Origin of the sequence: Nocardia sp. JW2 (assembly GCF_051843015.1) — a bacterium.
Lineage (GTDB): Bacteria > Actinomycetota > Actinomycetes > Mycobacteriales > Mycobacteriaceae > Nocardia > Nocardia coubleae.
Map to the genome: position 1 here is coordinate 130013 of NZ_JBPXLK010000014.1, position 21062 is coordinate 151074.

Sequence of the window (21062 nt, forward strand, 5' to 3'; positions counted from 1 at the left end):
GACGTGGCCGATCTTCCTTGCAGCACATAGACTTTCCGTGACGAGGTGTACGGGAGATCCGAGGGGGAGCTGTGCCGTTGCCGCCGGGAACGTTGGCGTATCTGCGCCGCGCAGCAGAGCGCGGTGACGGTACCGCTATGCACAACCTCGCCCACTTCTACCACGATCACAGCGATTACGAGGGCGCGGAGTACTGGTTCCGGCGGGCGGCGGCGGCGGGGCATACGCGCTCGATGAACAATCTCGCGGTGTTGCTCGATCAGTTCGGGGAGCTGGCCGAGGCAGAGATCTGGTATCGGCGGGCGGCGGCGGGCGGCAACGCCAACGCGATGTACAACCTGGCGACGATGCTGTATCAGAGCGGCGATATCGCCGAGGCCGAAACCTGGTACCACCACGCGGCACTCGCGGGGCACGTGGACGCCATGTACAACCTGGCGCGGTTGCTCGAGGACGACAACCGGCTCGACGACGCCGAAGCGTGGTACGACGAGGCAGCCGCGGCGGGCGACATCGACTCGATCAACAATCTCGGTCTGCTGCTGCGTCGTCGGGGCGCGATCACGGCGGCCCGGCGCTGCTTCCGGCGCGCCGCCGATCTCGGTCATCCGAAGGCGATGGCCAATCTCGCCGCGCTGCTCGAATCCGAAGGGGCGCACCGGGAAGCCGAATCCTGGTACCGCCGCGCCGCCGGCTGATCCAGCCTGCCTCGAACGCGACTCGGTTCTGACCTGTCATCGACTACCACCGAAGTGGGGGCACCCGCTGAGTGGCGCCGACGTGCATTCGCACTATGGCGAGTTCTGCGAAGACTATTAAAACGGAAGTTCGCCACCGGATCGCTGAACGATGGAAACCGGGATTGACCACGGGCTTCGAGTGGTACCGGCGAACCAACCCGTTGGTTACCGAAAAGTATTGATACCGAGCGGTTTTCCAGCAACCACCAGCAAACTTCGGGGGTGCAGTAATTTTCCCGCGTTCAGGATGCGGAAATTTGCGGGCGGGTATAGCGTCTCGTGCTGTCGAACATTTTCGAGGACAGACCGGGGGTGCGGGTGAATTCTCTCGACGGCTGCCTGAAACGCATCATGGAGATTCCCGGTGCGTGCGGCGTGACGCTGGTGGACGGTGCCAGCGGGCTGGCGGTGGCCGCCGTCGGTGCGCACGACCTCGTCGACGAGCACGAGGACGCCGCGGGAACCACCGACGTCATGCGGACGGTCCTCGCGTGCACCGCGCTCTCGAGCACCGCCGCCGACGACGACGTCCGTGAGCTGATCGTCTGCCGCGACAAGGGCTTTCACCTGCTGCACCTGCTCGACGGCGATTTCGAGGGAAGGCTTTTCGTCCACGCGGTATTCGACGGCGCCGCCGCCAATCTGGGAATGGCGCGCTATCAGCTCAAGGCTGCGCTGGAAGAAATGGCGCGCCGATGAGCGCGGCCCTCGCCGAGGAGCTCCAGCGGCTCGAAGAACAGGGCTCCACCGGGATATTGCGGGCGGGCGACGGCGAATTCCATTTGGCCCGTGGCGCTATCGCCTCGGTGGGTTGCCGGCGCACCATCGGTCTCGACCGGCTCGCCGTCGAGGCGGGTGTCGCGACCGACGAGGACCTGCGCCGTGCCCGCGCGGGCGAGCCGGGTGCGCTGCTGCGCCGTCCACGCCTGGAGACCCTCGCCAGGCTCTCGGCCTACGACGCCGCCTACTTTCTGCTCGAAACCGAAGCCGAAGCGGAATTCGTTCCGACGGAAGAGCACTGGCTGGCTCCGGTGTGCCGGATCGCGCCGCACGCACTGGTGAGTGAATGCGCGCGGCGCCGACGCCCTGACGCCGGTCCGTGGACCGCCGACATGGTGTCGACGGTCCCCGTCTCGCCCACACATCGGGCACGTCGCAAACGCACGGTCCTCACCGTCGGCCAGGCCGAAGTGCTCGCCGCCGCCGACAATCATCGCACCATCGCCGACATCGCTCGCGAGCTCGGCCGCACCACCTACGGCTGCCTCGTCGCGGTCCGCGACCTGACCAGAGCCGGGTTGATCGAGGCACCGGAGTCGATCGACGCCGAGCCCGAGCGTCGCACCCGCCACCTCATCGCGGCGCCGCTGCCCGCGCGCGGTCGCCACGCGGCACGCTCGGGCGCCGGTTATGCCGCGGCACAGCAGAACTCAGGCACCGGACCGCCGCTTCCGCGCCGCGTCCCCTCACCGGTTGCCCCACCCACTTCGGGCAGGCACGCGCTCGTCGAGGAAGCGAGCGCGGCCGCCCGGACCCCCGACGCGACAACTCCGACACCGGGCACGACCGCCCGGGCCGCGGACCGGAACTCCCGCGGCGCGGACACCTACTCCTGGACACCCCCGGTAGACCAACCCTGGCAGCAGGTGGATCGTGCGCTCCTGATCCGCATCAGGACGGCGTTGGCGGAGCTGGCATGACCGGGCGCAGGAAGCTGCTCGGCGAGTGGAGGGGAAAGTTGACCAAAATGCCGCTGCCCGAACGTGAGCCGACCGGTTCGGAGCTCACGGGTCCGACCCCGTACGGCCACGACCAGACCACACGACCGCTGCCGCAGAGCTACCCGGCCGTCCAGGCCGAGCTCACCGCCCTGCGCGAGCGCGTCCCCCACCTCACCGGCACGGTCGTCGCCTCCAGCGACGGCCTGCTCATCGAACACGACCTACCCGCCCATATCGAACCGGCCGGGATGGCGGCGCTGGCCGCCGCACAGCTGTCGCTGTCGTACCGGTTGGCGAGCACCGCGCACGGTGGTGGTTTCAACGAGGTCGTCGTGCACGGCAGCGACGGGCAGGTGGTGATCTACGCCGCCGGGTATACCGCGCTCACCGTGCTCGCGGGCCCGGATGTGAACGTCGGCCGGCTCCACCTGGAGTCGCGTCCGGTAGCTCGCGCCATCGCCGCTCATCTGGCGGCGGCGCACGATTGAAAGGTACGACATGTCGAATATGGATCTGGCGCTCAAGGACATGATGGTGATCGACGGCGCGATCGGCGCCGCGGTCGTCGACTACAGCAGTGGCATGGCCCTCGGAATGCTCAGCAGCAGCAAGTCGTTGGACCTGCAGGTCGCGGCGGCGGGCAACACCGAGGTGGTGCGCGCGAAGCTGCGGACCATCGAGCAGCTCGGTCTCAACGAGGAGATCGAGGACATGCTCATCACCCTCTCGGGCCAGTACCACGTGATCCGGCCGATGACCGGCCGCAAGTCCAAGGGGCTTTTCCTCTACCTGGCGCTGGACCGTACCCGTGCCAACCTCGCCCTGGCCCGCCACCGGCTCAAGGGCATCGAGGAGGACCTCGAGGTCTAGGCCGACGCGGGCCGGGTGAGCGCGGGGCTCACTCGGCCGAAATGAATTCTGTCACAACGATCGGACAAGCTCGTCATACTCATGTGGCACAGGCGTGGCGGTACCTCTATTGTGATTCGCGGCGAGGTCTGGGAGCCACACGTAAAACGGGGTTTGCTCTCCAGCGGCGAGCAAGGTGGAACTGGAGCGGTATGCAGGTGAAGAAGATTGTCGCGGCGCTCGGTGCGTCCGCGGCGATGTTGTCCGGAATCGTTGTCGGCAGCGGGAGTGCCAGCGCGGCGCCTGCCTGCCCGAGTCTCTACGTCGTCGCCATTCCCGGCACATGGGAGACCGGCATCGACAAGCCGCCGGGGCCCGGCATGCTGTCCGGCGTCACCAACGGGTTGCCGCGCAATGTCGACGTCGACTATGTGACCTACGCGGCGACCGCCTTCCCGTGGGAGGGCGATGTCTACGGCAATTCCAAGAAGCAGGCGGTGAATTCGGCGCGCGGCCTCATCTCGGCCAAGCTCGCGCAGTGCGGTAACACCAAGGCCGCCCTCGTCGGCTACAGCCAGGGCGCCGACGCCGCGGGTGATCTCGCGGCCGAGATCGGCACCGGGCTCAGCACCATTGCGGCCGATCGGGTGGCCGCGGTCGGCCTGATCTCCGATCCGCGCCGGGCACCCGGTGACGTGCAGGTCGGCCCGCATGCCCAGGGCGCGGGCGCCGGTGGCGCGCGGCCCGGCGGCTTCGGCTGGCTCAGCGACCGCACCCGCACCATCTGCGCGGTCGACGACCTGTACTGCGCCACCGCGACCGACGATTTCGTCACCCGGTTCGCCGGCTTCCTGGCGCAGAGCTCGGATGCCAACCCGGCGAACATGTGGCGCTACCAGATCGAGGCGGGCGCGATCATGCAGGATCTGATGGCCCACGGCGGTGTGCCGGTGCTGCAGGCGCAGCTCTCGGACGCGGCGAACCAGAAGCGGGCCAAGGATCTCGAGCAGTTCTACAAGTCGCAGGCGCACCACCTGTACGGCAGCTACTCGGTGGGTGGCGGACACACCGCCATCACCTGGATGCGCGACTGGATCGCCTCGCACGCCTGAGTTTTCGCAGGTGAAGCCGGGTGCGGGAGTTTCTCGCACCCGGCTTTTCTATGTCGTGCGGGCGAGGTTGCGCGGCAGCAGATCCCACACGTGGCCGGACTCGTTGATCGTCGCCGCCGTTCGGGTGCCGCTGCGCGAGTAGAGGATCCGGGTGATCGAGCAGTAGTCGACGGGGAAGGTGAGCGGACGGGCCAGGCCTAGGATGTCGGCGAGCAGCACGTTGACGACCCCGCCGTGGGCGAAGGCGACGACCGTCTCGGTGTGCGGGGTGGCGGCCACGAGTTGTTCCACGGCGTTCAGTACGCGACGGGTGAAGGCGGGTCCGTCGATCTGCTCGGGCAGCAGACCGGCCTTGATCCGGGTGTAGGCGTCGGCGAATTCGGTCTTGGCGTCTTCGATCGGGATGTAGGCGGGCAGATCCCGGTCGTATTCGGCGAGGTCGTCGATGATGTCGACGGGCAGGTCGCGGGCGAGCGCGGTCGGTGCGGCGGTATCGCGGGCACGGCGCTGGGGGCTCGACACGATGCGGGTGATCTCGTGGGCGGCCAGCGCGGCAGGGACCCGCTCGGCCTGACGGCGACCGATATCGGTGAGACCGGGATCGGCGGCGGTGGTACTTGCGACGACCTTGTCGGGCTGGGCATGACGCACGAGAATCAGCTGCACGTCACCCACTGTGCCCCATGACGGGGCGTCATGTCCGTCCAGGGCGGCCGAGTGCCGACCCGCGGCGGCGCGTGTGCGCTGCCGCGAGCCTGGCGACATCAGATCATGGCTGGCCGTACGGCGGCTGACCGTAAGGCGGCTGACCACCCTGACCCGGCCCACCGCCGTAGGGCGGCTGGTTCGGCGGCTGGTCGTTCTTCTTCTTGTTCTTGAGCATGAAGACGAGGCCGACGATGGCGAGGACGACCAGCAGGCAGCACACGCCGCCGATGATGAGACCCTTGCTGCTCTTCTTGCCCTTCTTCTTCGCGGCCAGTTCGGTGACCAGGTCCGAGCCGGCGAGCGTGTCGATGCTGCCCGCGAGCACCTGTGGGTCGACCAATGCGGCCGATGTCAGCAGGTCAAGGTACATATTCTTCCCCATCCGATGGTGTGTTGTCCCGGCATCCTCCCGGTGCCGGAACATCCGAGAGTACTGCTGTCGCTGCGAGTTTCGTTCGGAAAACCGCAGGACGCAGTGGTTCATCGCTGTGTCGCGCAAGATCGTTTACAGCCAAGGTCCGTGTACCCGATTTCAGCGCGGTTTCACCAACGGAAACGGCAGAGTCTCGCGGATGCCGCGTCCGGTGATGAACATGACCACCCGGTCGACCCCGATACCGAGGCCGCCGGTCGGCGGCATGGCGTGCTCGAGCGCCTGCAGGAAGTCCTCGTCGAGCTCCATCGCCTCGGGGTCGCCGCCGGCGGCGAGCATGGACTGTTCGGTGAGGCGGCGCCGCTGTTCGACCGGGTCGGTGAGCTCGCTGTAGGCGGTGCCGAGCTCGACTCCCCAGGCCACCAGATCCCAGCGTTCGGTCACGCCCGCGGTGCTGCGGTGGGACCGGGTCAGGGGTGAGACCGAGGTGGGAAAGTCCAGGTAGAAGGTCGGCTCGGTGGTTTTCGCCTCCACCAGGTGCTCGTACATCTCCAGCACCACCTGGCCGGTGTCCCAGCCGCGCTGATAGGTGACACCGGCGGTGTCGCACAGCTCCCGCAGACGGGTGAGGTCGGTCGCGGCGGTCACCTCGGTGCCGAGGGCCTCCGACAGCGCGCCGTGCACCGTGCGCACCCGCCATTCGCCGGAGATGTCGACCTCGGTGCCGTCGGGGCGCAGCACCACCTCGGCGCCGTTGGCCGCGACCGCCGCGTCCTGGATCAGACGGCGGCACAGCTGCATCATCCGCAGATAGTCGCTGTGCGCCTCGTACGCCTCGAGCATGGTGAATTCCGGGTTGTGGCTGTAGTCGACGCCTTCGTTGCGGAAGGTCCGCCCGATCTCGAACACCTTCTCGATCCCGCCGACGCACAGCCGTTTGAGGTACAGCTCGGGCGCGATGCGCAGGTACAGGTCCAGGTCGTAGGCATTGATGTGGGTGCGGAACGGGGTGGCGTTGGCGCCGCCGTGAACCTGCTGCAGGATCGGTGTCTCCACCTCGAGGAAACCCCAGTCGTGCAGTGACTCACGCAATGAATGCAGGACGGCGCTGCGTTTGGCGAGCAGTTCGCGGCTGTCGGCGTTGATCGCCATGTCGACGTAGCGGCGCCGGACCTTGGCCTCCGGATCGGTGAGGCCACGCCATTTGTCGGGAAGCGGGTGCAGGCACTTGCCGTTCATCCGCCAGTCCTGGGCCAGCAGCGACAGTTCGCCGCGTCTGCTCGTGCCGATCCGGCCGCTCACCTCGATGAGGTCACCGAGGTCGAAGTCGGCGCTGAATTCGCCCGCGCGGGCACCGACCCGTTCGCGGTCGATGAGCAGCTGGATATCACCGGTCCAGTCGCGGACCACCGCGAAGATCACCCCGCCGTAGTCGCGGATGCGGGTGATCCGACCGGCCACCCGGACAGTTGTCCCGTGCGGGCAGCGGCGTGCGTCGGCGATGGTGTGGGTGGGTGGATAGGCGGCGGGGTAGGGGTCGACGCCGCTCGCGGTGAGGCGGTCGAGGGTGGTCATCCGCACGCGGACCTGTTCGGGACGGCGGGGGCCGGACTCCTCGTCGGCGTCGATGTCGTCGGGGGCGCTGCCGTCGGCGTGCAGGCCGGTGACCGTCGCCGGAACGGCGGGCGTGGTCCCGGTGTGGACAGCCGGGTCGGGTTGTGGGCCCAGGCGCGGCAGGAACCCTTCGGCCAGTCCGCTCGCCATCGCGATCCGTGGCAGTTGCCTGCGGTCCTCGTACAGGAAGAACCGTGGCACCCAGCGCGGGTGGTACTTCACGTTCGAGCGGTACAGCGCCTCGAGCTGCCACCAGCGCGAGAAGAACAGCAGCACACCGCGCCACGCGCGCAGCACCGGTCCGGCACCGATGCGCCCGCCCTCGGCGAACACCGAGCGGAACACCGCGAAGTTCAGCGAGATCCTGGTGATGCCGTACTGGTCGGCATCGAGGGCGAGCTGCGAGATCATCAGCTCCATCACGCCGTTGGGGCTCGCGGGATCGCGGCGCATCAGTTCCAGCGACACCCCCGTGCGTCCCCACGGCACGAACGAGAGCATCGCGTGGACCCGTTCGTCGTGGTCGATCGCCTCCACCAGCAGGCAGTCGCCGTCGAGTGGGTCGCCGAGGCGGCCGAGCGCCATCGAGAAACCGCGTTCGGTCTCGGTGTCGCGCCAGGCGTCGGCGCGCGCGATCACCTCGGCGAATTCGGCAGTCGATATCTCGCTCGCCCGGCGCACCCTGATTCCGAAGCCGTTCTTGCGCAATCTGTTCGCGGCCTGGCGCACGGGTTTCATGGCGGGGCCTGCCAGCGAAAACGTGCGGGTGTCGAGTACGGCTTCGTCGCCGAGGCGCAGCGCCGACAGACCCGCCTGCTGATACGTCAGCGCGCCCTGCTCGCTGGCACCCATCACCGCCGGTGCCCAGCCGAATCGGTCGGCCTGCTCGAGCCAGGCCCGGACAGCTTGCGCCCAGCCCTGTTTCGGCCCGATCGGATCACCGGCCGCCAGACAGACGCCGAGCTCCACGCGATAGGTGATGGCCGCCTTGCCGTTCGGGGCGAAGACCACCGCGCGGTCGCGGCGGGTGGCGAAGTAGCCGAGCGAGTCGTCCACATCGCCGGTCGCGAGCAGGCCGCGCAGCGCGGACTCGTCGAGCGCGGTCATGGCGTTGCCCGCCCGTTGCGACCGCAGCAGCACGATCACGGCGGCGATCAGCGCGAGGGCGCCGAGCAGACCGAGCACGAAATCCACCCAGCCCGGCGGGTGCCCGTCGAAGTGTTCGTTGTCGACCAGGACGGCCGCGGTCACCCGCGACACCGCCCACAGCGGTCGCTGCGCACCACGCGGCAGCGAACCGGGGAACAGCTCGACCAGACCCCAGCCCAGCAGGCACCCGAACGCACAGCCACCGACCAGCACCGCGAGCGCCTTGCGCACCGCACCCGGGCGCACCCGGGTGTAGAACTCCGCGCGGGCGGCGATCAGGATCGCCAGCACCACTCCGTGCACGAGGAACGCCACCAGCGGGTCCAGCTCCCGCGTGCTCGCGTAGTCGACGATGTTGGTGATCGCGTACAGCGTCAGGTAGATGACGAGCAACCACCACGCCACCCGTTTGCGGCTCGCCGCCGCACCGGCCAGCAACCCGACGACCAGCGCCCACACCAGGCTCGTGTCGGGCGCGTCGAAATAGTGGGTGTCCACATAATCGCGCGGCACCTCGGTGAGCTGCCGCAACCCCGGCGACAGGCTCCAGAGCGCACACAGCACCGCGAACACACCGAGCACCAACCCGGTGATGTGCGGTACTTCGGAGAACCTGCCGTGCGCGCGATGGGGCACCCGGTCGACAGAGCTGCTGGGGTGTTGCTCGGCCCGCGTGGAAGTCACCGATCCAGTGTGCGTGCCCGCGGGGGCGAACCGCAGGGGGTCGCCGACGGCGTGTTCGTCACCGTGGGCCCGGTGGACGACCGGATTTCCCGACGGGGTAAGTATTAGCGCATGTCGGAACCAGTGGACGTGCCGATCGATGACGAGGTCATCCGGCTCGGGCAATTCCTCAAACTGGCCAACCTGATCGATTCCGGTTCGGAGGCCAAGTCGGTGATCGCCCAGGGTCTGGTCCGGGTCAACGACGAGGTGGAACTGCGCCGCGGCAGGCAACTGCAGGTCGGCGACGTGGTTGTCCTAGCCGGACACAAGGTGCGGGTCAGCGAGGGCTGACCCGCACCTGCGCGAGTTCTCAGTCCTCCGCGCGGACGACGACGCCGTCGTGGTCGCTGTAGAGCATCTCGCCCGGCACGAAGGTGATGCCGCCGAACTCCACCGGCACGTCGCGTTCACCGCTGCCGGTCTGGGTGCTCTTGCGCGGGTTGGTGCCCAGCGCCTTCACCCCGATGTCGAGGGTGCGCAGGATGGCCGAGTCGCGCACGGCGCCGTTGACGACGACGCCCGCCCAGCCGTTGTCCACGCCGCGGCCCGCGATGATGTCGCCGACCAGCGCGGTGTGCACGCTCGCCCCGCCGTCGACGACCAGCACCTTGCCCTCGCCCGGCTCGCCGAGGGTCTGCTTCACCAGCAGGTTGTCCTGGAAGCAACGGATCGTGGTGATCCGCCCGGCGAACGCTTGACGGCCACCGAACTGGATGAACTGGGTATCGCAGCTGCGGATCTCGGGGCCGATCTCATCGGCCAGATCGGCGGTTGCCACTACATTCGCTGATTCGGTCATGACGCCGATTGTGTCAGGTGGTCGGGCGGTGGGCCTTCTCGATCTCGCTGATGAGGGCCTCGGTGGTGTGTTTCACGGCGATCTTGATGAACGGTTCGATGGTCCGGCCGAGCATCTTGCCCGCGATACCGCCGGGCACGAAGTACTGGATGTGCGCGTCGATGGTGCTGGTGTCGGCGCCCTTGGGCGTGAAGACGAACGTCGAGAGGATCTCGAATCCCTTGATCGACTTGGTGCCGATCACCGAGCCCTCCTCCCAGCGCACCACTTCGATGCGGGAAGTCAGCGAGGCGGGGCCGAGCTTCATCTTCCCGTCGAACTTCGCGCCCACACCTTCGGTCTGTTCGGTGACCGGGGTGAAGGACTCGATGCCGTACCAGAATTTCGGCAGGTTGCGATAGTCGTTGACAAAGGCGAATGCCGTCTCGGCCGGCGCTGCGCAGTCTTCGACAATCCTCACGTCGCTCATACCGGCAACTGTAATGCGTTTGTATGGCGTCTAAGCGGTCACGGCCAGTGTGGCGGCCAAGCCGAGCGCCACCGCCATGAGCGTCACCTCGATCGCCGCGTTGCGGACCGACACGTCGGCGGTGACGCGGTGCTCGGCGGCCCGGCCCACCCAGGTGCGCCGCCACCACCAGCCGAGCCCGGCGAGCATCGCGAGCACGACCACCTTGGCCAGCATGATCCGTCCGTAGCCGGTGGTCACCAGGGCGGGCACCGAGCCGAGGCGGACGAGGCCGTCGATGAGCCCGGTCACCGCGATCACCGCGACCAGCGGCGCGGCGGCGGTCGAGTAGCGGGGCAGCGCGTTCGCCCAGCCGCCGCGCGTGCGCACCACGAGTGCCAGCGCGAGCAGCAGCCCGAACCACGCCGCCGCGGCGAGGGCGTGCACCGCGACGAGCACCGATCCGAGCACCTGCTGCGACATGTGCCCGGTGATGGGTCGCAGGGCGAGCGCGACCGCCGCGAACACCAGGACCAGGTCGGCCGAGGCGTCGTCGGGCTTGCGGAACGCCCACGCGGCGTAGCAGGCGACGGCGGCGGTGCAGAACAGGATGGCGATCCCGATCTGCCCGCCGCTGAGCCTGCCGAGGAACGTGCCGAATTCGCCCGCGGCGAGTTCGTGCACCGGCACGCCGACGATGCCCGCCGCCTCGCACACCAGCAGGGTGAACTCGGCGCCCAGCCAGATCGTGGCCAGGACCGCGACCGGCCGCCACGCCACCGCGAGCCGGTGGTCGAGGCGGGGCAGCGCGGCCAGCCCGAGCACCGTCGCGCCCGCGCCGTCGGCGATCACCCGTGCACCCGCCGCCGCCGGGAAACCGCCGGTCCGGCGCAGTATCCAGGCGAGCACCACCCCGGCGAGCGCGGCGACGACGACCGGACCGAACACTCGCCACCGGCCTCCGGTCGTCATCGGCGGCTACTTCTTGCGGCCGGTACCGAGCAGCGCCACCGCGAGACCGACGCCGAACAGCACGACACCACCGGCGACGAACACCCACACGGGCACGCCACCGGACTCTTTGCCGTCGGAGCCCTCGTCCTCACCCGGCTTGGCGCCCGGTGTCCCGGTGCCTTCCTTGGTGAGGGTGAAGGTCCGCGTCCCGCTGACGGGATGACCGTCGGCGGAGGTCACCCGGAACGCCATGGTGTATTCGCCGACCGGCCCGAGTTCACCCACTTCCACGCTCACCGTGCGACCTTCGACCACCGGCTTGCCCTTGGACCACAGGCGCCCATCCGGACCGACCACCGTCAGCGACGGAAACGTCTGCTGCAGTTCCTCGTTGAAGGTGATGCTCGCGCGCGCCGGGCCTGCCTCGATCGACGAACCGTCCTCGGGAACGCTGCTCACGGCACCGGAGTGCGCGTTCGCGATGCCGGTCGCGCCGAAGATCAGGGCGAACAGGCCGGCGACAAGGGTGACGGCGAACCGCCGCGCCAGGCGCCGCCGCGCCGACCGATTGATCTCGGCCACCACCTCGTTCGGCACGACGGTGTGAGGCGGGGTCTGTCGCGAGCGCCCGGACACCGCAGGAGTCTGACAGCGTTCCATCACGACTTCCTCGACCGCGCGACGAGTCCGAGACCGAGCGCGGCGGCGAACAGGCCGAGTGCCAGGCCGATACCGCCGGTCCAGCGAGCCACCGAGTCGGACTCCGCTTCGGCGGGCTCGTCGGTGGCGACGTGGTGGTCACCGCCGTCGGAACCACCCGATGCGCTGAGTGCCAGTGTGGGCGCGGGGTATTCGGGCTCCGCGCCGCCCGTGCTCGGCTGATCCCAGGCGACGACCTTGCCGTCGCTGTAGGTCTGCCGCGCGGGGAAGGTCACCTCGTCCTGGGTGGGCAGCGGTCCGAGCGAGAGCACGAAACGCTGGAACTGGCCCGGTCCGACACCGGGGTTGCCCGGCTCGGCGGTCCAGGCGACGGTCACCGCCTCGCCCTTGTCGTTGCGTTCGATGCGTGAGGACCAGCCCGGCATCGGTTCGGTGCGAACGCTTTTCAGGTTCGGCACGGTGACGCTCACCGAGGTGGTGGAGGCGGTGTCGGATTCGTTGGGCACCTTGAAGGTGGCAACGGTGTACTTGCCCTTGGCGGCGCCGGGCGCGTCGACGGTGACGTGCGCCGCCGCCGAACCGCAGGCGGCTAGCACGAGTGCGGCCGCGAGACCGGCCGTCGCCGTCCCACGGGTGATGAAGTTGTGCATGGAATGCCTTCTGTCCGAAGAGTTCTGATGTCGAGTGAGATCAGGCGGACAGCGGCGGTGCGCGCGGACATCGCACACCTTCCAGGCGGGTGCCGAGGACGATGTCGACGGTTTCCGTCCAGCGCGCGGCACGGTGCGTGACGTCGAGTCGTGGAACGGTGAGTACCGCCCGGATCACGCCCGACGCAACGAGATACAACCGTTCGGCGACGAGAATAAGTGCGGCACAGACGAACGCGGCCAGCAGATGCGCCACGACCATCGGCGCACTCGGCAGATGCAGCACATCGAGAACGCCGCCGTGATGATCGAGCGTCCCGGTCAGCGCGTAGTGCCCGGCCCATTGACCGCCGAGGAGTGCCCCCGCTGCCCGCACCCATCCGGCATCGGCACGACGCGCGAAAGTGGGAAGAGCCCGGCCCCCGGCGATCGCGCCCGTAGCGAGCGAAACCAGCAGCAACAGCGCTACTTCCGCCGATCGCGGCACCCCACCACCGGCCATACCGTGCGCGGCGACGGCGAGTGCGCCGACGAGTACGCCGCAGCCACCACCGCGCAGGCGGGAGGTGAGCTGCGGCGTCGTCACAGGTTCAGCGCACGCCGAGGCGGGCCAGCGCGTCGTTCTCCAGGACCGACAGTTCGGTGGAGATGGAGGTGTGCACGGCCTTGCGGCGCGCCGCGGGCATCTGCTCGGCGGTGCGCACGGCGACGGTGAGGTCGGTCAGCCGCGAACGGGCCGCCTCGACGAACTTCTTGGTCTCGCCGTCGGGGGAGTCGGCCGCGATCTTGTCCAGCGCGTTCTCGGTGTTGGTGATGCGGGCCTGCAGGCGGGCGCCGTGGCCGCTGAACTCGCCGAGCTGGTCCAGGCCGATGCCGAGCTGCTGTGCCTTGCGCGCGTCGAGCTGCCCACGCACCAGGGTGGCGCCACGGTAGGCCAGCGGCGCGAGCACCGGGATCAGCACCCGCGCCACCCCGATGTACTTGCGGATCTGGGCCGCGCTGAACAGTTCGCGGTCGGCCTTGGCTGCCAGCTTCTGTGCCGCCTTCTCCTCGGCCTGCAGCGCGGCGATCTGCGCCTTGGCCACCTTGGCCTCGGTGCGGGTCTGCGCCTTCAGCGCGCGGCGGGTGGTCCGCTCGCCCGCCTTGGCCGCCTTGCGCTCGTTCTTGGCGCTGAGTTTCGCCTCGACGGCGGCTTTGTGCTTGAGCGCCTTCGCCTCCGCGCGACGACTTGGCCGCCGCTTACGCTTGCTGAACAACCCCATGAGATCAGGCCCTCCGTCATGCTCGCCAAGTCACGAGGCAGCGCCGTCCGGACCGGCCTGCCGTACTTCGTAGCGTAGTGGGATCAGGGTAGCGATTGGGCAATGTGTCGGGGGTAAGGACCATACTGCTGGTGTGCGTGCAGCCGAGGAGAACTTCGACAGCGGGCCGGTGACGATCCCGGCCCCGGCTTCCGCTGCGCTCGAAACCGAGCCCACAACGGCCACTTCGGCCGCTCGCGGCGGCTCCCCGGCGGCCTTCCTCGACGCGCGCTCGCTCATCGGCTGCCGCCACCGGCTGCGCCTGGACGCCGCCAACCCCGGCATGCTCGCCGAGGTCAGGGAAGACCCGGGCGTGCAGCAGCGGCGCGAGGCGGCCACCGCGTATCGCACCAAGGTCCGCGACGAACTGGTCGGCGCCGCCCCGGACGACTGGGTCGTGATCGATCCGGCGCTGCGTGCCGGTGCGCGCGCCGACGCGACCATGGCCGCGATGCGGGCGGGCGCGTCGCGTATCTGGGGTGGCCTGCTGCCCCAGGAACCCGACACCGGCCGCCGTGGTGGCGCCGAGTTCCTGCTGCGCGACGCCGATCGCGGCGGATATATCCCGATCATCGTCGTCAACCACAAGGTCACCGACCCGCGCCGCCCCGACCCGGCCGATTTCCACCCGCTCACCTCTGACCTGTTCCGCTGGGAGCCGCGCCGCGACAAGCACGTGAAGCTGCGTCCCCAGCCGCGCGACCAGCAGCGCCTGGCCCACCTCTACCGGATGTTGCAGCGCCACGGGCTGGCCAGTCCCGCGCTGGTCGGTGGGGCCATCGGTCTCGCGTTCGACCGCATCCTCGTGCACGACCTCACCGGTGTGCTCGCCGACTACGACCTGCGCTACGCCGACCGCATCGCGGTGGTGCGCGGCGAACTGCCCACCCAGCCGTCGAAGGTGCCCGAGTGCAGGCAGTGCCCCTGGTGGGTGCGCGGCCCCGATCCGGCGCAGCGACCGGCGGGCCCGGAGGAGGTAGCGGAGCGTGACCACGCAGGGCCCTCGGGAGCGCAGCAGGCAGGCACTGCCGAGCCCGGGTGCGAGGGCGCGTTGGCGGCGATGCGGGACGTGAGTCTGGTCGCGCCCGGCTCGCGGGCCGAGGTGCTGCGCGTGCACGGCGTGCAGACCATCGACGAACTGGCCGCGTGGGTCGGCGAGGAACCCGACGACTGGCAGCACGGCCCGTTCACCGAGACCGTCGTCACCGCGCGCGCCTGGATCGCCGGCGCGCCGCTGGTCCGGCGCTTCGACACCGTCAGCGTGCGCCGCGCCGACGTGGAGATCGACGTCGACCTGGAGAGTTACCAGGAAGACGGCGCCTACCTCTGGGGCACCCTGCTCGACGACGTGTACCGCCCCTTCGTCACCTGGGACCCGCTGCCCACCGACGACGAGGGCCGCTCCTTCGGCGAGTTCTGGACCTGGCTGATGGCGCAGCGCGCGCAAGCCCACGCGGCGGGCAAGACCTTTGCCGCCTACTGCTATTCGCGCACCGCCGAGGACAAGTGGCTCTACGAGTCGGCGCGCCGGTTCGCGGGCAGGCCGGGCATCCCCACCCACGAGGAGGTGCGCGCCTTCGTCGACTCACCTGAATGGGTCGACATGTTCCAGGCCGTCACCGACCAGTTCATCTGCCCGAACGGCAAGGGCCTCAAGAAGATCGCGCCGGTCGCCGGTTTCGGCTGGCGCGATCCCGAAGCAGGTGGTGAGGCATCGATGGGCTGGTACCGCCGCGCGGTGGGTTACGACGCCGACAGCGACATGTCCCAGCGCACCCGGCTGCTCGAATACAACGAAGACGACGTGCGTGCCACCCAGGTGCTGCGCGAATGGATGACCACTAGAGCTGTAGTTGAGGTTCCCTCGCTCAAGGACTTCGCCCGGTAATAACATTGTCGGCGTGACAGAAGCAGTCGAAACACTCGAGTTCCAGGCCGAGACCCACCAGCTCCTCGAGCTGATGATCCACTCGGTGTACTCCAACAAAGACACGTTCCTGCGGGAGCTGATCTCGAACGCTTCCGACGCACTGGACAAGCTCAAGCTGGCCACGTTCCAGGACAAGGACCTCGTCGCCGACACCGCCGATCTGCACATCGAGCTGGAGGTCGACCGCGACGAGCGCGTCCTGACCGTGCGCGACAACGGCATCGGCATGTCCCGTGCCGAGGTGATCGATCTGATCGGCACCCTGGCCAAGTCCGGCACCGCCGAGCTGCGCCGCAAACTCACCGAAGCCAAGTCCGACGCCGCGGCCGAGGAGCTGATCGGCCAGTTCGGTATCGGCTTCTACTCCACCTTCATGGTCGCCGACAAGGTCACCCTCACCACCCGCAAGGCGGGCGAGAGCGAGGGCACCCGCTGGGAAGCCGCCGCGGGCAGCTCCACCTACACGATCGACACCGTCACCGACGCACCGCAGGGCACCTCGGTGACGCTGGCGCTGAAGAAGCCCGACGAGGACGATCACCTCTTCGATTACACGCAGGAATGGAAGCTGCGCGAGATCGTCCGCAAGTACTCCGACTTCATCGCCTGGCCGATCCGCATGCAGGTCGAGCGGACCGTGATGGAGGGCGAGGGCGAGGACAAGGTCGAGAAGACAGTCGTCGAGGACCAGACGCTGAACTCGCAGAAGGCGCTGTGGACGCGCCCGCGCAGCGAGGTCACCGACGAGGAGTACAAGGAGTTCTACCACCACGTCAGCCATGCCTGGGACGATCCGCTCGAGATCATCCCGATGAAGGCGGAGGGCACCTTCGAGTACCAGGCGCTGCTGTTCCTGCCGTCGACCGCGCCGTTCGACCTGTTCACCCGTGAGCACAAGCGCGGCGTGCAGCTGTACGTGCGCCGGGTGTTCATCATGGACAACTGCGAAGAGCTGATGCCGGAGTACCTGCGCTTCGTCAAGGGTGTGGTCGACGCGCAAGACCTCTCGCTCAACGTGTCGCGCGAGATCCTGCAGCAGGACCGTCAGATCCAGATGATCCGCAAGCGCCTGGTGAAGAAGGTGCTCTCGACGGTCAAGGATCTGCAGTCGGCCGAGGATCAGACCAAGTACCAGACCTTCTGGACCCAGTTCGGCCGGGTTCTCAAGGAGGGCTTGCTGTCCGACACCGACAACCGCGAAACCCTGCTCACCGTCTCGTCTTTCGCCTCCACCGCCTCCGAGTCCGAGCTCACCACGCTCGCCCAGTACGTGGAGCGGATGAAGGACGGCCAGGACGCGATCTACTACATGACCGGCGAAAGCCGTGCGCAGGTGGAGAATTCGCCGCACCTCGAGGCCTTCAAGGCCAAGGGGCTCGAGGTGCTGGTGCTCACCGACCCGGTCGACGAGATGTGGGTCGGTTCGGTGCCGGAGTTCGACGGCAAGAAGTTCCAGTCCATCGCCAAGGGCGAGGTCGACCTGGAAACCGAGGAGGAGAAGAAGGAAACCGAGGCCCTGCGCGAACAGCAGGACAAGGACTTCGCCGACCTGCTCACCTGGCTCGGCAAGACCCTGTCCGATGTCGCCAAGGAGGTGCGCCTGACCAACCGGCTCACCACCTCACCGGCCTGCCTGGTCGGCGACGTCTTCGACTTCACCCCGATGCTCGAGCGCATGTACCGCGCCTCGGGTCAGGCACTGCCGGAGTCCAAGCGCATCCTCGAGCTCAACCCGACCCACCCGCTGGTCACCGGTCTGCGCGACGCCTACGACGCGCGCAAGTCCGACGCCGACGAGGGCAAGGTCCCCGAGCTCACCGAGACGGCCGAATTGCTGTACGGCACGGCCGTTCTCGCCGAGGGCGGCGAACTCAAGGACCCCGCCCGCTTCGCCCACCTGCTCACCGAGCGTCTCACCCGCACCGTGTGACACGATGCCGCCCTCGGCGTGACTGCTTGTGCCGCGGCACAGCAGCTCTCGTCGGGGGCGGCTCCTCGCCTGGGGTGCGGCGGGAGCTCCCGCCGGCGGCTGAGGCCGTGGTCTCACGGCTGGATGGTCGCCTGCGGCAGACGGCCCCGTGCTTCGGCGGTGTTGTGACAGTTCCCAGTCGTGCGTGCGCCGATATATGGCCTCGGGCAAGGACAGTCGAGCCGGATTACGGTTCGGCGCCCGGCTCGTAGGCTCGCGACAATGGTGGACGTGAACACCCATTACGACGTGCTGATCGTCGGATCGGGTTTCGGCGGCAGCGTCACGGCGCTGCGGCTGGTGGAGAAGGGATACCGGGTCGGCGTGCTCGAGGCGGGCCGCCGGTTCGCCGACGCCGATTTCGCCGCGACCAACTGGGACCTGCGCCGCTACCTGTGGGCGCCACGACTCGGCTGCTACGGCATTCAGCGCGTCCATCGCCTGCGTGACTGTTTCATCCTGGCCGGAGCCGGTGTCGGCGGCGGGTCGCTGAACTACGCCAACACGCTGTACAAGCCGGGGGAGGCGTTCTTCGGTGACAAGCAGTGGGCGGGTATCACCGACTGGGAAGCCGAACTTTCCCCGCACTACGAGCAGGCCACCCGCATGCTGGGGGTGGTCCGAAATCCGCTGCACACCCCGGCCGACACCGTCATCAAGGCGGTGGCCGAGGAGATGGGCGTCGGGCACACCTTCGTGCCGACTCCCGTCGCGGTGTACTTCGGCGAGCCGGGCCGCACCGACGCCGACCCGTACTTCGGCGGTGTCGGCCCCGCCCGCACCGGCTGCGTGAAGTGCGGCGAATGCATGACCGGCTGCCGGCACGGCGCCAAGAACACGCTGGTCAAGAACTATCTCGGGCTGGCCGAGCAGGCCGGGGCCACCGTGCTGCCGATGACCACCGTGACGGCCCTGCGTCCGCAAACCGACGGCACCTGGCTCGTCGACACCGAGCGCACCGGCAGCTGGATCCGCAAGCAGCGCACCACGTTCTCCGCCGACCGGGTGGTGCTCGCCGCAGGCACCTGGGGCACCCAGCGACTGCTGTTCCGCATGCGCGACCACGCCGTCCTGCCCGCGCTGTCACCGCGCCTCGGTGTGCTCACCCGCACCAACTCCGAGGCCATCCTCGGCGCGGGCCGCACCACGGTGAATCCCGACATCGAGGTCACCACCGGGGTGGCGATCACCTCCTCGTTCCACCCGACGCCCGACACTCACGTGGAACCGGTGCGCTACGGCCGGGGTTCCAACGCGATGGGCCTGCTGAACACCTACCTCGTCGACGGCGACCAGCGCACACCGCGCTGGCTGCGGGTGCTCGGCATCGCCGGCCGTCACCCGATCCGCACCGTTCGCCTGCTGCGCACCACACGCTGGAGCGAGCGGACCCTGATCCTGCTGGTGATGCAGAGCCTGGACAACTCCATCACCACCTACACCAAGCGTGGGCTGTTCGGTCGCCGCTACACCAGCAAGCAGGGGTACGGCCACCCCAATCCGTCCTGGATTCCGGCCGGGCACGAGGTGACCCGAAGGGTCGCCGAGAAATTCGGCGCCACCGCGGGCACCACCTGGCCCGATGTCTTCGGTGTTCCGATGACCGCGCACTTCATCGGTGGATGCGCCATCGGCGCCGATCCGGCCACCGGCGTGATCGACCCCTACCACCGGGTGCACGGCTATCCGGGACTGAGCATCGTCGACGGCTCGGCCATTTCGGCGAACCTGGGCGTCAACCCGTCACTCACCATCGCCGCGCAGGCCGAACGCGCGGCCGCGCTGTGGCCGAACCGGGGCGAGGCCGATCCGCGGCCGCCGATGGGTGAGCCGTACCGCCGGATCGCGCCGGTCCCACCGCGTGCGCCCGTTGTGCCCGCCGGTGCCCCCGCGGCCCTGCGGCTACCCATCGAACCGGTTGACCGGTCGGCTGTCGGCGCGTGAACCGGATCGAACACCGTGCCGAATAAGCGATTTCGGTCCACCATGGACATATGGGTGGGCACGAGATCCGGCGAGCACGTCCCGAGGACTACGACGAACTGATCGGGGTGGTCGACGACTGGTGGGGGCGGGCCGTGACGCACAACCTGCCGCGCATGTTCCTCGACCACTTCCATCGCACCAGCCTGATCGCCACCGACGACGCCGGAATCTCCGGATTCCTCATCGGTTTCGGCTCACCCGCACACGCCGACGCCGCCTACATCCACTTCGTCGCCGTGCGCCCCGACGCCCGCAAATCCGGCCTCGGCCGCACCCTCTACGACGAGTTCTTCACGATCGTGCGCGCCGACGGCCGAAAACTGGTGTCGGCCATCACCTCACCGTCGAACTACACCTCGATCGACTTCCACCGCAGCCTCGGCTTCACGGTGACCGGACCGGTCGCGAACTACAACGGACCAGGCCGCGCCCTCATCACCTTCGAGCGCGTCCTGTAGAAACGCCGAACGGCGCCTCTCGAAAAGGAAGGCGCCGTTCGGTATTCGAACTGCTTACCTGGGCGCCATGCGCAGGGCGCCGTCCATGCGGATCGTCTCGCCGTTGAGGTAGTCGTGGCGGGCGATGTACTCCACCAGCTGGGCGTACTCGTCGGGGCGGCCCAGCCGCGACGGGAACGGAACGCCCGCCTCGAGGTTCTTGCGGTAGTCCTCGGTGACGCCGGCGAGCATCGGGGTATCGATGATGCCGGGGGCGATGGTGTTCACCCGGATACCGAACTGGGCCAGGTCACGCGCGGCGGGCACGGTCATGCCGTGCACGCCACCCTTGGACGCCGAGTACGCGATCTGACCGATCTGGCCCTCGAACGCCGCCACCGACGCGGTGTTCACGACCACGCCGCGCTGACCGTACTCGTCCACCGGCTCGGTCTTGGCGATGGCGTCGGCCGCCAGCCGCATCACATTGAAGGTGCCGAGCAGGTTCACGGTGATGACGGTGCGGAACAGCTCGAGATCGTGCGGGCCGTTCTTGGACAGGATGCGACCCGCCCAGCCGACACCGGCACAGTTCACCACGATGCGCAGCGGCGCCGGGCCCTCGGTCACCTGGGCGACGGCAGCGGCGACCTCGTCGTTGCTCGTCACGTCGGCGGCGATCAGGGTGACACCGTCGGGCACGCTGTCGCCCGCGCGCTCGATGGACTGCGGGATGTCGAGACCGAACACGGTCGCACCCGCCTCGGCCAGGCGCTTGGCGGTAGCGGCGCCGAGACCGGACGCGCCTCCGGTGACGATTGCGGCGGAACCAGAAATCTCCACAAAATCTCCTGTGTTATTGGCGGCTGGCGCCGCGGGTCTCGGCGCTAAGCGCCGCCTCTTCCCTCCCTACGGGCACTCCTTCGTCGCACCCTT

The 21062-nt window shown here is 68.6% G+C and carries 22 protein-coding genes; 11 read left to right on the forward strand and 11 right to left on the reverse strand.

The genetic code is table 11. From position 1 onward, the window contains the following. Nucleotides 1–137: 137 nt before the first annotated feature. The 6 genes from ACSVDM_RS20320 (at nt 138) to ACSVDM_RS20345 (ending at nt 4422) form a co-directional block, all read left to right on the forward strand. A complete protein-coding gene (locus ACSVDM_RS20320) occupies nt 138–698 on the forward strand; it encodes a tetratricopeptide repeat protein (RefSeq protein WP_067644105.1) in 561 nt (186 codons plus the stop codon). 360 nt (nt 699–1058) lie between these two features. Further along, nucleotides 1059–1439 carry a hypothetical protein gene (locus tag ACSVDM_RS20325; RefSeq protein WP_084457559.1) on the forward strand — a complete coding sequence of 127 codons (381 nt, stop codon included), beginning with the start codon at nt 1059–1061 and terminating at the stop codon, nt 1437–1439. Further along, nucleotides 1436–2440, forward strand: a complete 1005-nt coding sequence (locus ACSVDM_RS20330) for a hypothetical protein (RefSeq protein WP_439267029.1) — start codon at nt 1436–1438, stop codon at nt 2438–2440. Before ACSVDM_RS20325 ends, ACSVDM_RS20330 begins: the two co-directional genes overlap by 4 nt. Continuing rightward, complete coding sequence (locus tag ACSVDM_RS20335) at nt 2437–2949, forward strand: roadblock/LC7 domain-containing protein (RefSeq protein ID WP_439267031.1); 513 nt, start codon at nt 2437–2439, stop codon at nt 2947–2949. Before ACSVDM_RS20330 ends, ACSVDM_RS20335 begins: the two co-directional genes overlap by 4 nt. Nucleotides 2950–2959: 10 nt before the next feature. Further along, nucleotides 2960–3331, forward strand: coding sequence for a hypothetical protein (locus tag ACSVDM_RS20340; RefSeq protein WP_067495219.1), 372 nt, complete (start codon nt 2960–2962; stop codon nt 3329–3331). A gap of 191 nt (nt 3332–3522) precedes the next feature. Then, nucleotides 3523–4422, forward strand: a complete 900-nt coding sequence (locus ACSVDM_RS20345) for a cutinase family protein (protein WP_439267033.1) — start codon at nt 3523–3525, stop codon at nt 4420–4422. 48 nt (nt 4423–4470) lie between these two features. On the opposite strand, the gene ACSVDM_RS20350 is transcribed toward ACSVDM_RS20345, so the two are convergent. From ACSVDM_RS20350 to lysX, 3 genes are all read right to left on the reverse strand, one after another. Continuing rightward, nucleotides 4471–5088, reverse strand: coding sequence for a histidine phosphatase family protein (locus tag ACSVDM_RS20350; RefSeq protein ID WP_439267035.1), 618 nt, complete (start codon nt 5086–5088; stop codon nt 4471–4473). A 103-nt stretch (nt 5089–5191) separates the two neighbouring features. Next, entirely contained in the window at nt 5192–5512 is a 321-nt protein-coding gene (locus tag ACSVDM_RS20355; RefSeq protein WP_133734150.1) for a hypothetical protein, read from the reverse strand. Between the two features lie 150 nt (nt 5513–5662). Continuing rightward, a complete protein-coding gene (gene lysX / locus ACSVDM_RS20360) occupies nt 5663–8902 on the reverse strand; it encodes a bifunctional lysylphosphatidylglycerol synthetase/lysine--tRNA ligase LysX (protein WP_439267059.1) in 3240 nt (1079 codons plus the stop codon). Nucleotides 8903–9061: 159 nt separating this feature from the next. Here lysX and ACSVDM_RS20365 point away from each other — a divergent pair, with 159 nt between their 5' ends. Beyond that, entirely contained in the window at nt 9062–9283 is a 222-nt protein-coding gene (locus ACSVDM_RS20365) for an RNA-binding S4 domain-containing protein (protein ID WP_067495227.1), read from the forward strand. 19 nt (nt 9284–9302) lie between these two features. Here the strand turns inward: ACSVDM_RS20365 and rraA are convergent, their stop codons facing one another. Genes rraA through ACSVDM_RS20400 form a run of 7 tightly spaced genes read right to left on the reverse strand, consistent with a single transcriptional unit; the run spans nt 9303 to nt 13765 of the window. Further along, nucleotides 9303–9791 (reverse strand): ribonuclease E activity regulator RraA, encoded by a 489-nt coding sequence (rraA, locus tag ACSVDM_RS20370; protein ID WP_067495230.1) that lies wholly within the window; start codon nt 9789–9791, stop codon nt 9303–9305. A 13-nt stretch (nt 9792–9804) separates the two neighbouring features. Continuing rightward, nucleotides 9805–10260 (reverse strand): SRPBCC family protein, encoded by a 456-nt coding sequence (locus tag ACSVDM_RS20375; protein WP_067644117.1) that lies wholly within the window; start codon nt 10258–10260, stop codon nt 9805–9807. Between the two features lie 30 nt (nt 10261–10290). Continuing rightward, nucleotides 10291–11211, reverse strand: a complete 921-nt coding sequence (locus ACSVDM_RS20380) for a CopD family protein (protein ID WP_439267038.1) — start codon at nt 11209–11211, stop codon at nt 10291–10293. A gap of 6 nt (nt 11212–11217) precedes the next feature. Then, nucleotides 11218–11853, reverse strand: coding sequence for a copper resistance CopC family protein (locus ACSVDM_RS20385; protein ID WP_439267040.1), 636 nt, complete (start codon nt 11851–11853; stop codon nt 11218–11220). Next, on the reverse strand, nt 11853–12503 hold the full coding sequence (locus ACSVDM_RS20390) for a YcnI family copper-binding membrane protein (RefSeq protein ID WP_439267042.1): 651 nt from the start codon (nt 12501–12503) through the stop codon (nt 11853–11855). The genes ACSVDM_RS20385 and ACSVDM_RS20390 overlap by 1 nt, the downstream gene beginning before the upstream one ends. Nucleotides 12504–12543: 40 nt before the next feature. Continuing rightward, the gene (locus ACSVDM_RS20395; RefSeq protein ID WP_439267044.1) at nt 12544–13089 is read right to left on the reverse strand and encodes a hypothetical protein; all 546 of its coding nucleotides are present in this window, start codon (nt 13087–13089) and stop codon (nt 12544–12546) included. Between the two features lie 4 nt (nt 13090–13093). Beyond that, nucleotides 13094–13765: a DUF6474 family protein gene (locus ACSVDM_RS20400; RefSeq protein ID WP_067644129.1), complete on the reverse strand. Its 672-nt coding sequence runs from the start codon at nt 13763–13765 to the stop codon at nt 13094–13096. Between the two features lie 133 nt (nt 13766–13898). On the opposite strand from ACSVDM_RS20400, the gene ACSVDM_RS20405 reads away from it, so the two are divergent. The 4 genes from ACSVDM_RS20405 (at nt 13899) to ACSVDM_RS20420 (ending at nt 20147) form a co-directional block, all read left to right on the forward strand. Further along, the gene (locus ACSVDM_RS20405) at nt 13899–15692 is read left to right on the forward strand and encodes a TM0106 family RecB-like putative nuclease (RefSeq protein WP_439267046.1); all 1794 of its coding nucleotides are present in this window, start codon (nt 13899–13901) and stop codon (nt 15690–15692) included. A gap of 13 nt (nt 15693–15705) precedes the next feature. Next, nucleotides 15706–17664 carry a molecular chaperone HtpG gene (gene htpG, locus ACSVDM_RS20410; protein WP_439267048.1) on the forward strand — a complete coding sequence of 653 codons (1959 nt, stop codon included), beginning with the start codon at nt 15706–15708 and terminating at the stop codon, nt 17662–17664. A gap of 261 nt (nt 17665–17925) precedes the next feature. Next, nucleotides 17926–19647, forward strand: a complete 1722-nt coding sequence (locus ACSVDM_RS20415) for an FAD-dependent oxidoreductase (protein WP_439267050.1) — start codon at nt 17926–17928, stop codon at nt 19645–19647. A 50-nt stretch (nt 19648–19697) separates the two neighbouring features. Next, nucleotides 19698–20147, forward strand: coding sequence for a GNAT family N-acetyltransferase (locus ACSVDM_RS20420; RefSeq protein ID WP_067644137.1), 450 nt, complete (start codon nt 19698–19700; stop codon nt 20145–20147). Between the two features lie 54 nt (nt 20148–20201). Here the strand turns inward: ACSVDM_RS20420 and ACSVDM_RS20425 are convergent, their stop codons facing one another. Further along, nucleotides 20202–20969, reverse strand: a complete 768-nt coding sequence (locus tag ACSVDM_RS20425; RefSeq protein WP_067495259.1) for an SDR family NAD(P)-dependent oxidoreductase — start codon at nt 20967–20969, stop codon at nt 20202–20204. Between the last annotated feature and the right edge of the window lie 93 nt (nt 20970–21062).

Coding starts and splice junctions, on each gene's coding strand:
- ACSVDM_RS20320 (WP_067644105.1), top strand. CDS start 138: ATGCACAACCTCGCCCACTTCTACCACGATCACAGCGATTACGAGGGC.
- ACSVDM_RS20330 (WP_439267029.1), top strand. CDS start 1,436: ATGAGCGCGGCCCTCGCCGAGGAGCTCCAGCGGCTCGAAGAACAGGGC.
- ACSVDM_RS20335 (WP_439267031.1), top strand. CDS start 2,437: ATGACCGGGCGCAGGAAGCTGCTCGGCGAGTGGAGGGGAAAGTTGACC.
- ACSVDM_RS20340 (WP_067495219.1), top strand. CDS start 2,960: ATGTCGAATATGGATCTGGCGCTCAAGGACATGATGGTGATCGACGGC.
- ACSVDM_RS20345 (WP_439267033.1), top strand. CDS start 3,523: ATGCAGGTGAAGAAGATTGTCGCGGCGCTCGGTGCGTCCGCGGCGATG.
- ACSVDM_RS20355 (WP_133734150.1), bottom strand. CDS start 5,512: ATGGGGAAGAATATGTACCTTGACCTGCTGACATCGGCCGCATTGGTC.
- ACSVDM_RS20365 (WP_067495227.1), top strand. CDS start 9,062: ATGTCGGAACCAGTGGACGTGCCGATCGATGACGAGGTCATCCGGCTC.
- rraA (WP_067495230.1), bottom strand. CDS start 9,791: ATGACCGAATCAGCGAATGTAGTGGCAACCGCCGATCTGGCCGATGAG.
- ACSVDM_RS20375 (WP_067644117.1), bottom strand. CDS start 10,260: ATGAGCGACGTGAGGATTGTCGAAGACTGCGCAGCGCCGGCCGAGACG.
- ACSVDM_RS20380 (WP_439267038.1), bottom strand. CDS start 11,211: ATGACGACCGGAGGCCGGTGGCGAGTGTTCGGTCCGGTCGTCGTCGCC.
- ACSVDM_RS20385 (WP_439267040.1), bottom strand. CDS start 11,853: ATGGAACGCTGTCAGACTCCTGCGGTGTCCGGGCGCTCGCGACAGACC.
- ACSVDM_RS20390 (WP_439267042.1), bottom strand. CDS start 12,503: ATGCACAACTTCATCACCCGTGGGACGGCGACGGCCGGTCTCGCGGCC.
- ACSVDM_RS20400 (WP_067644129.1), bottom strand. CDS start 13,765: ATGGGGTTGTTCAGCAAGCGTAAGCGGCGGCCAAGTCGTCGCGCGGAG.
- ACSVDM_RS20415 (WP_439267050.1), top strand. CDS start 17,926: ATGGTGGACGTGAACACCCATTACGACGTGCTGATCGTCGGATCGGGT.
- ACSVDM_RS20420 (WP_067644137.1), top strand. CDS start 19,698: ATGGGTGGGCACGAGATCCGGCGAGCACGTCCCGAGGACTACGACGAA.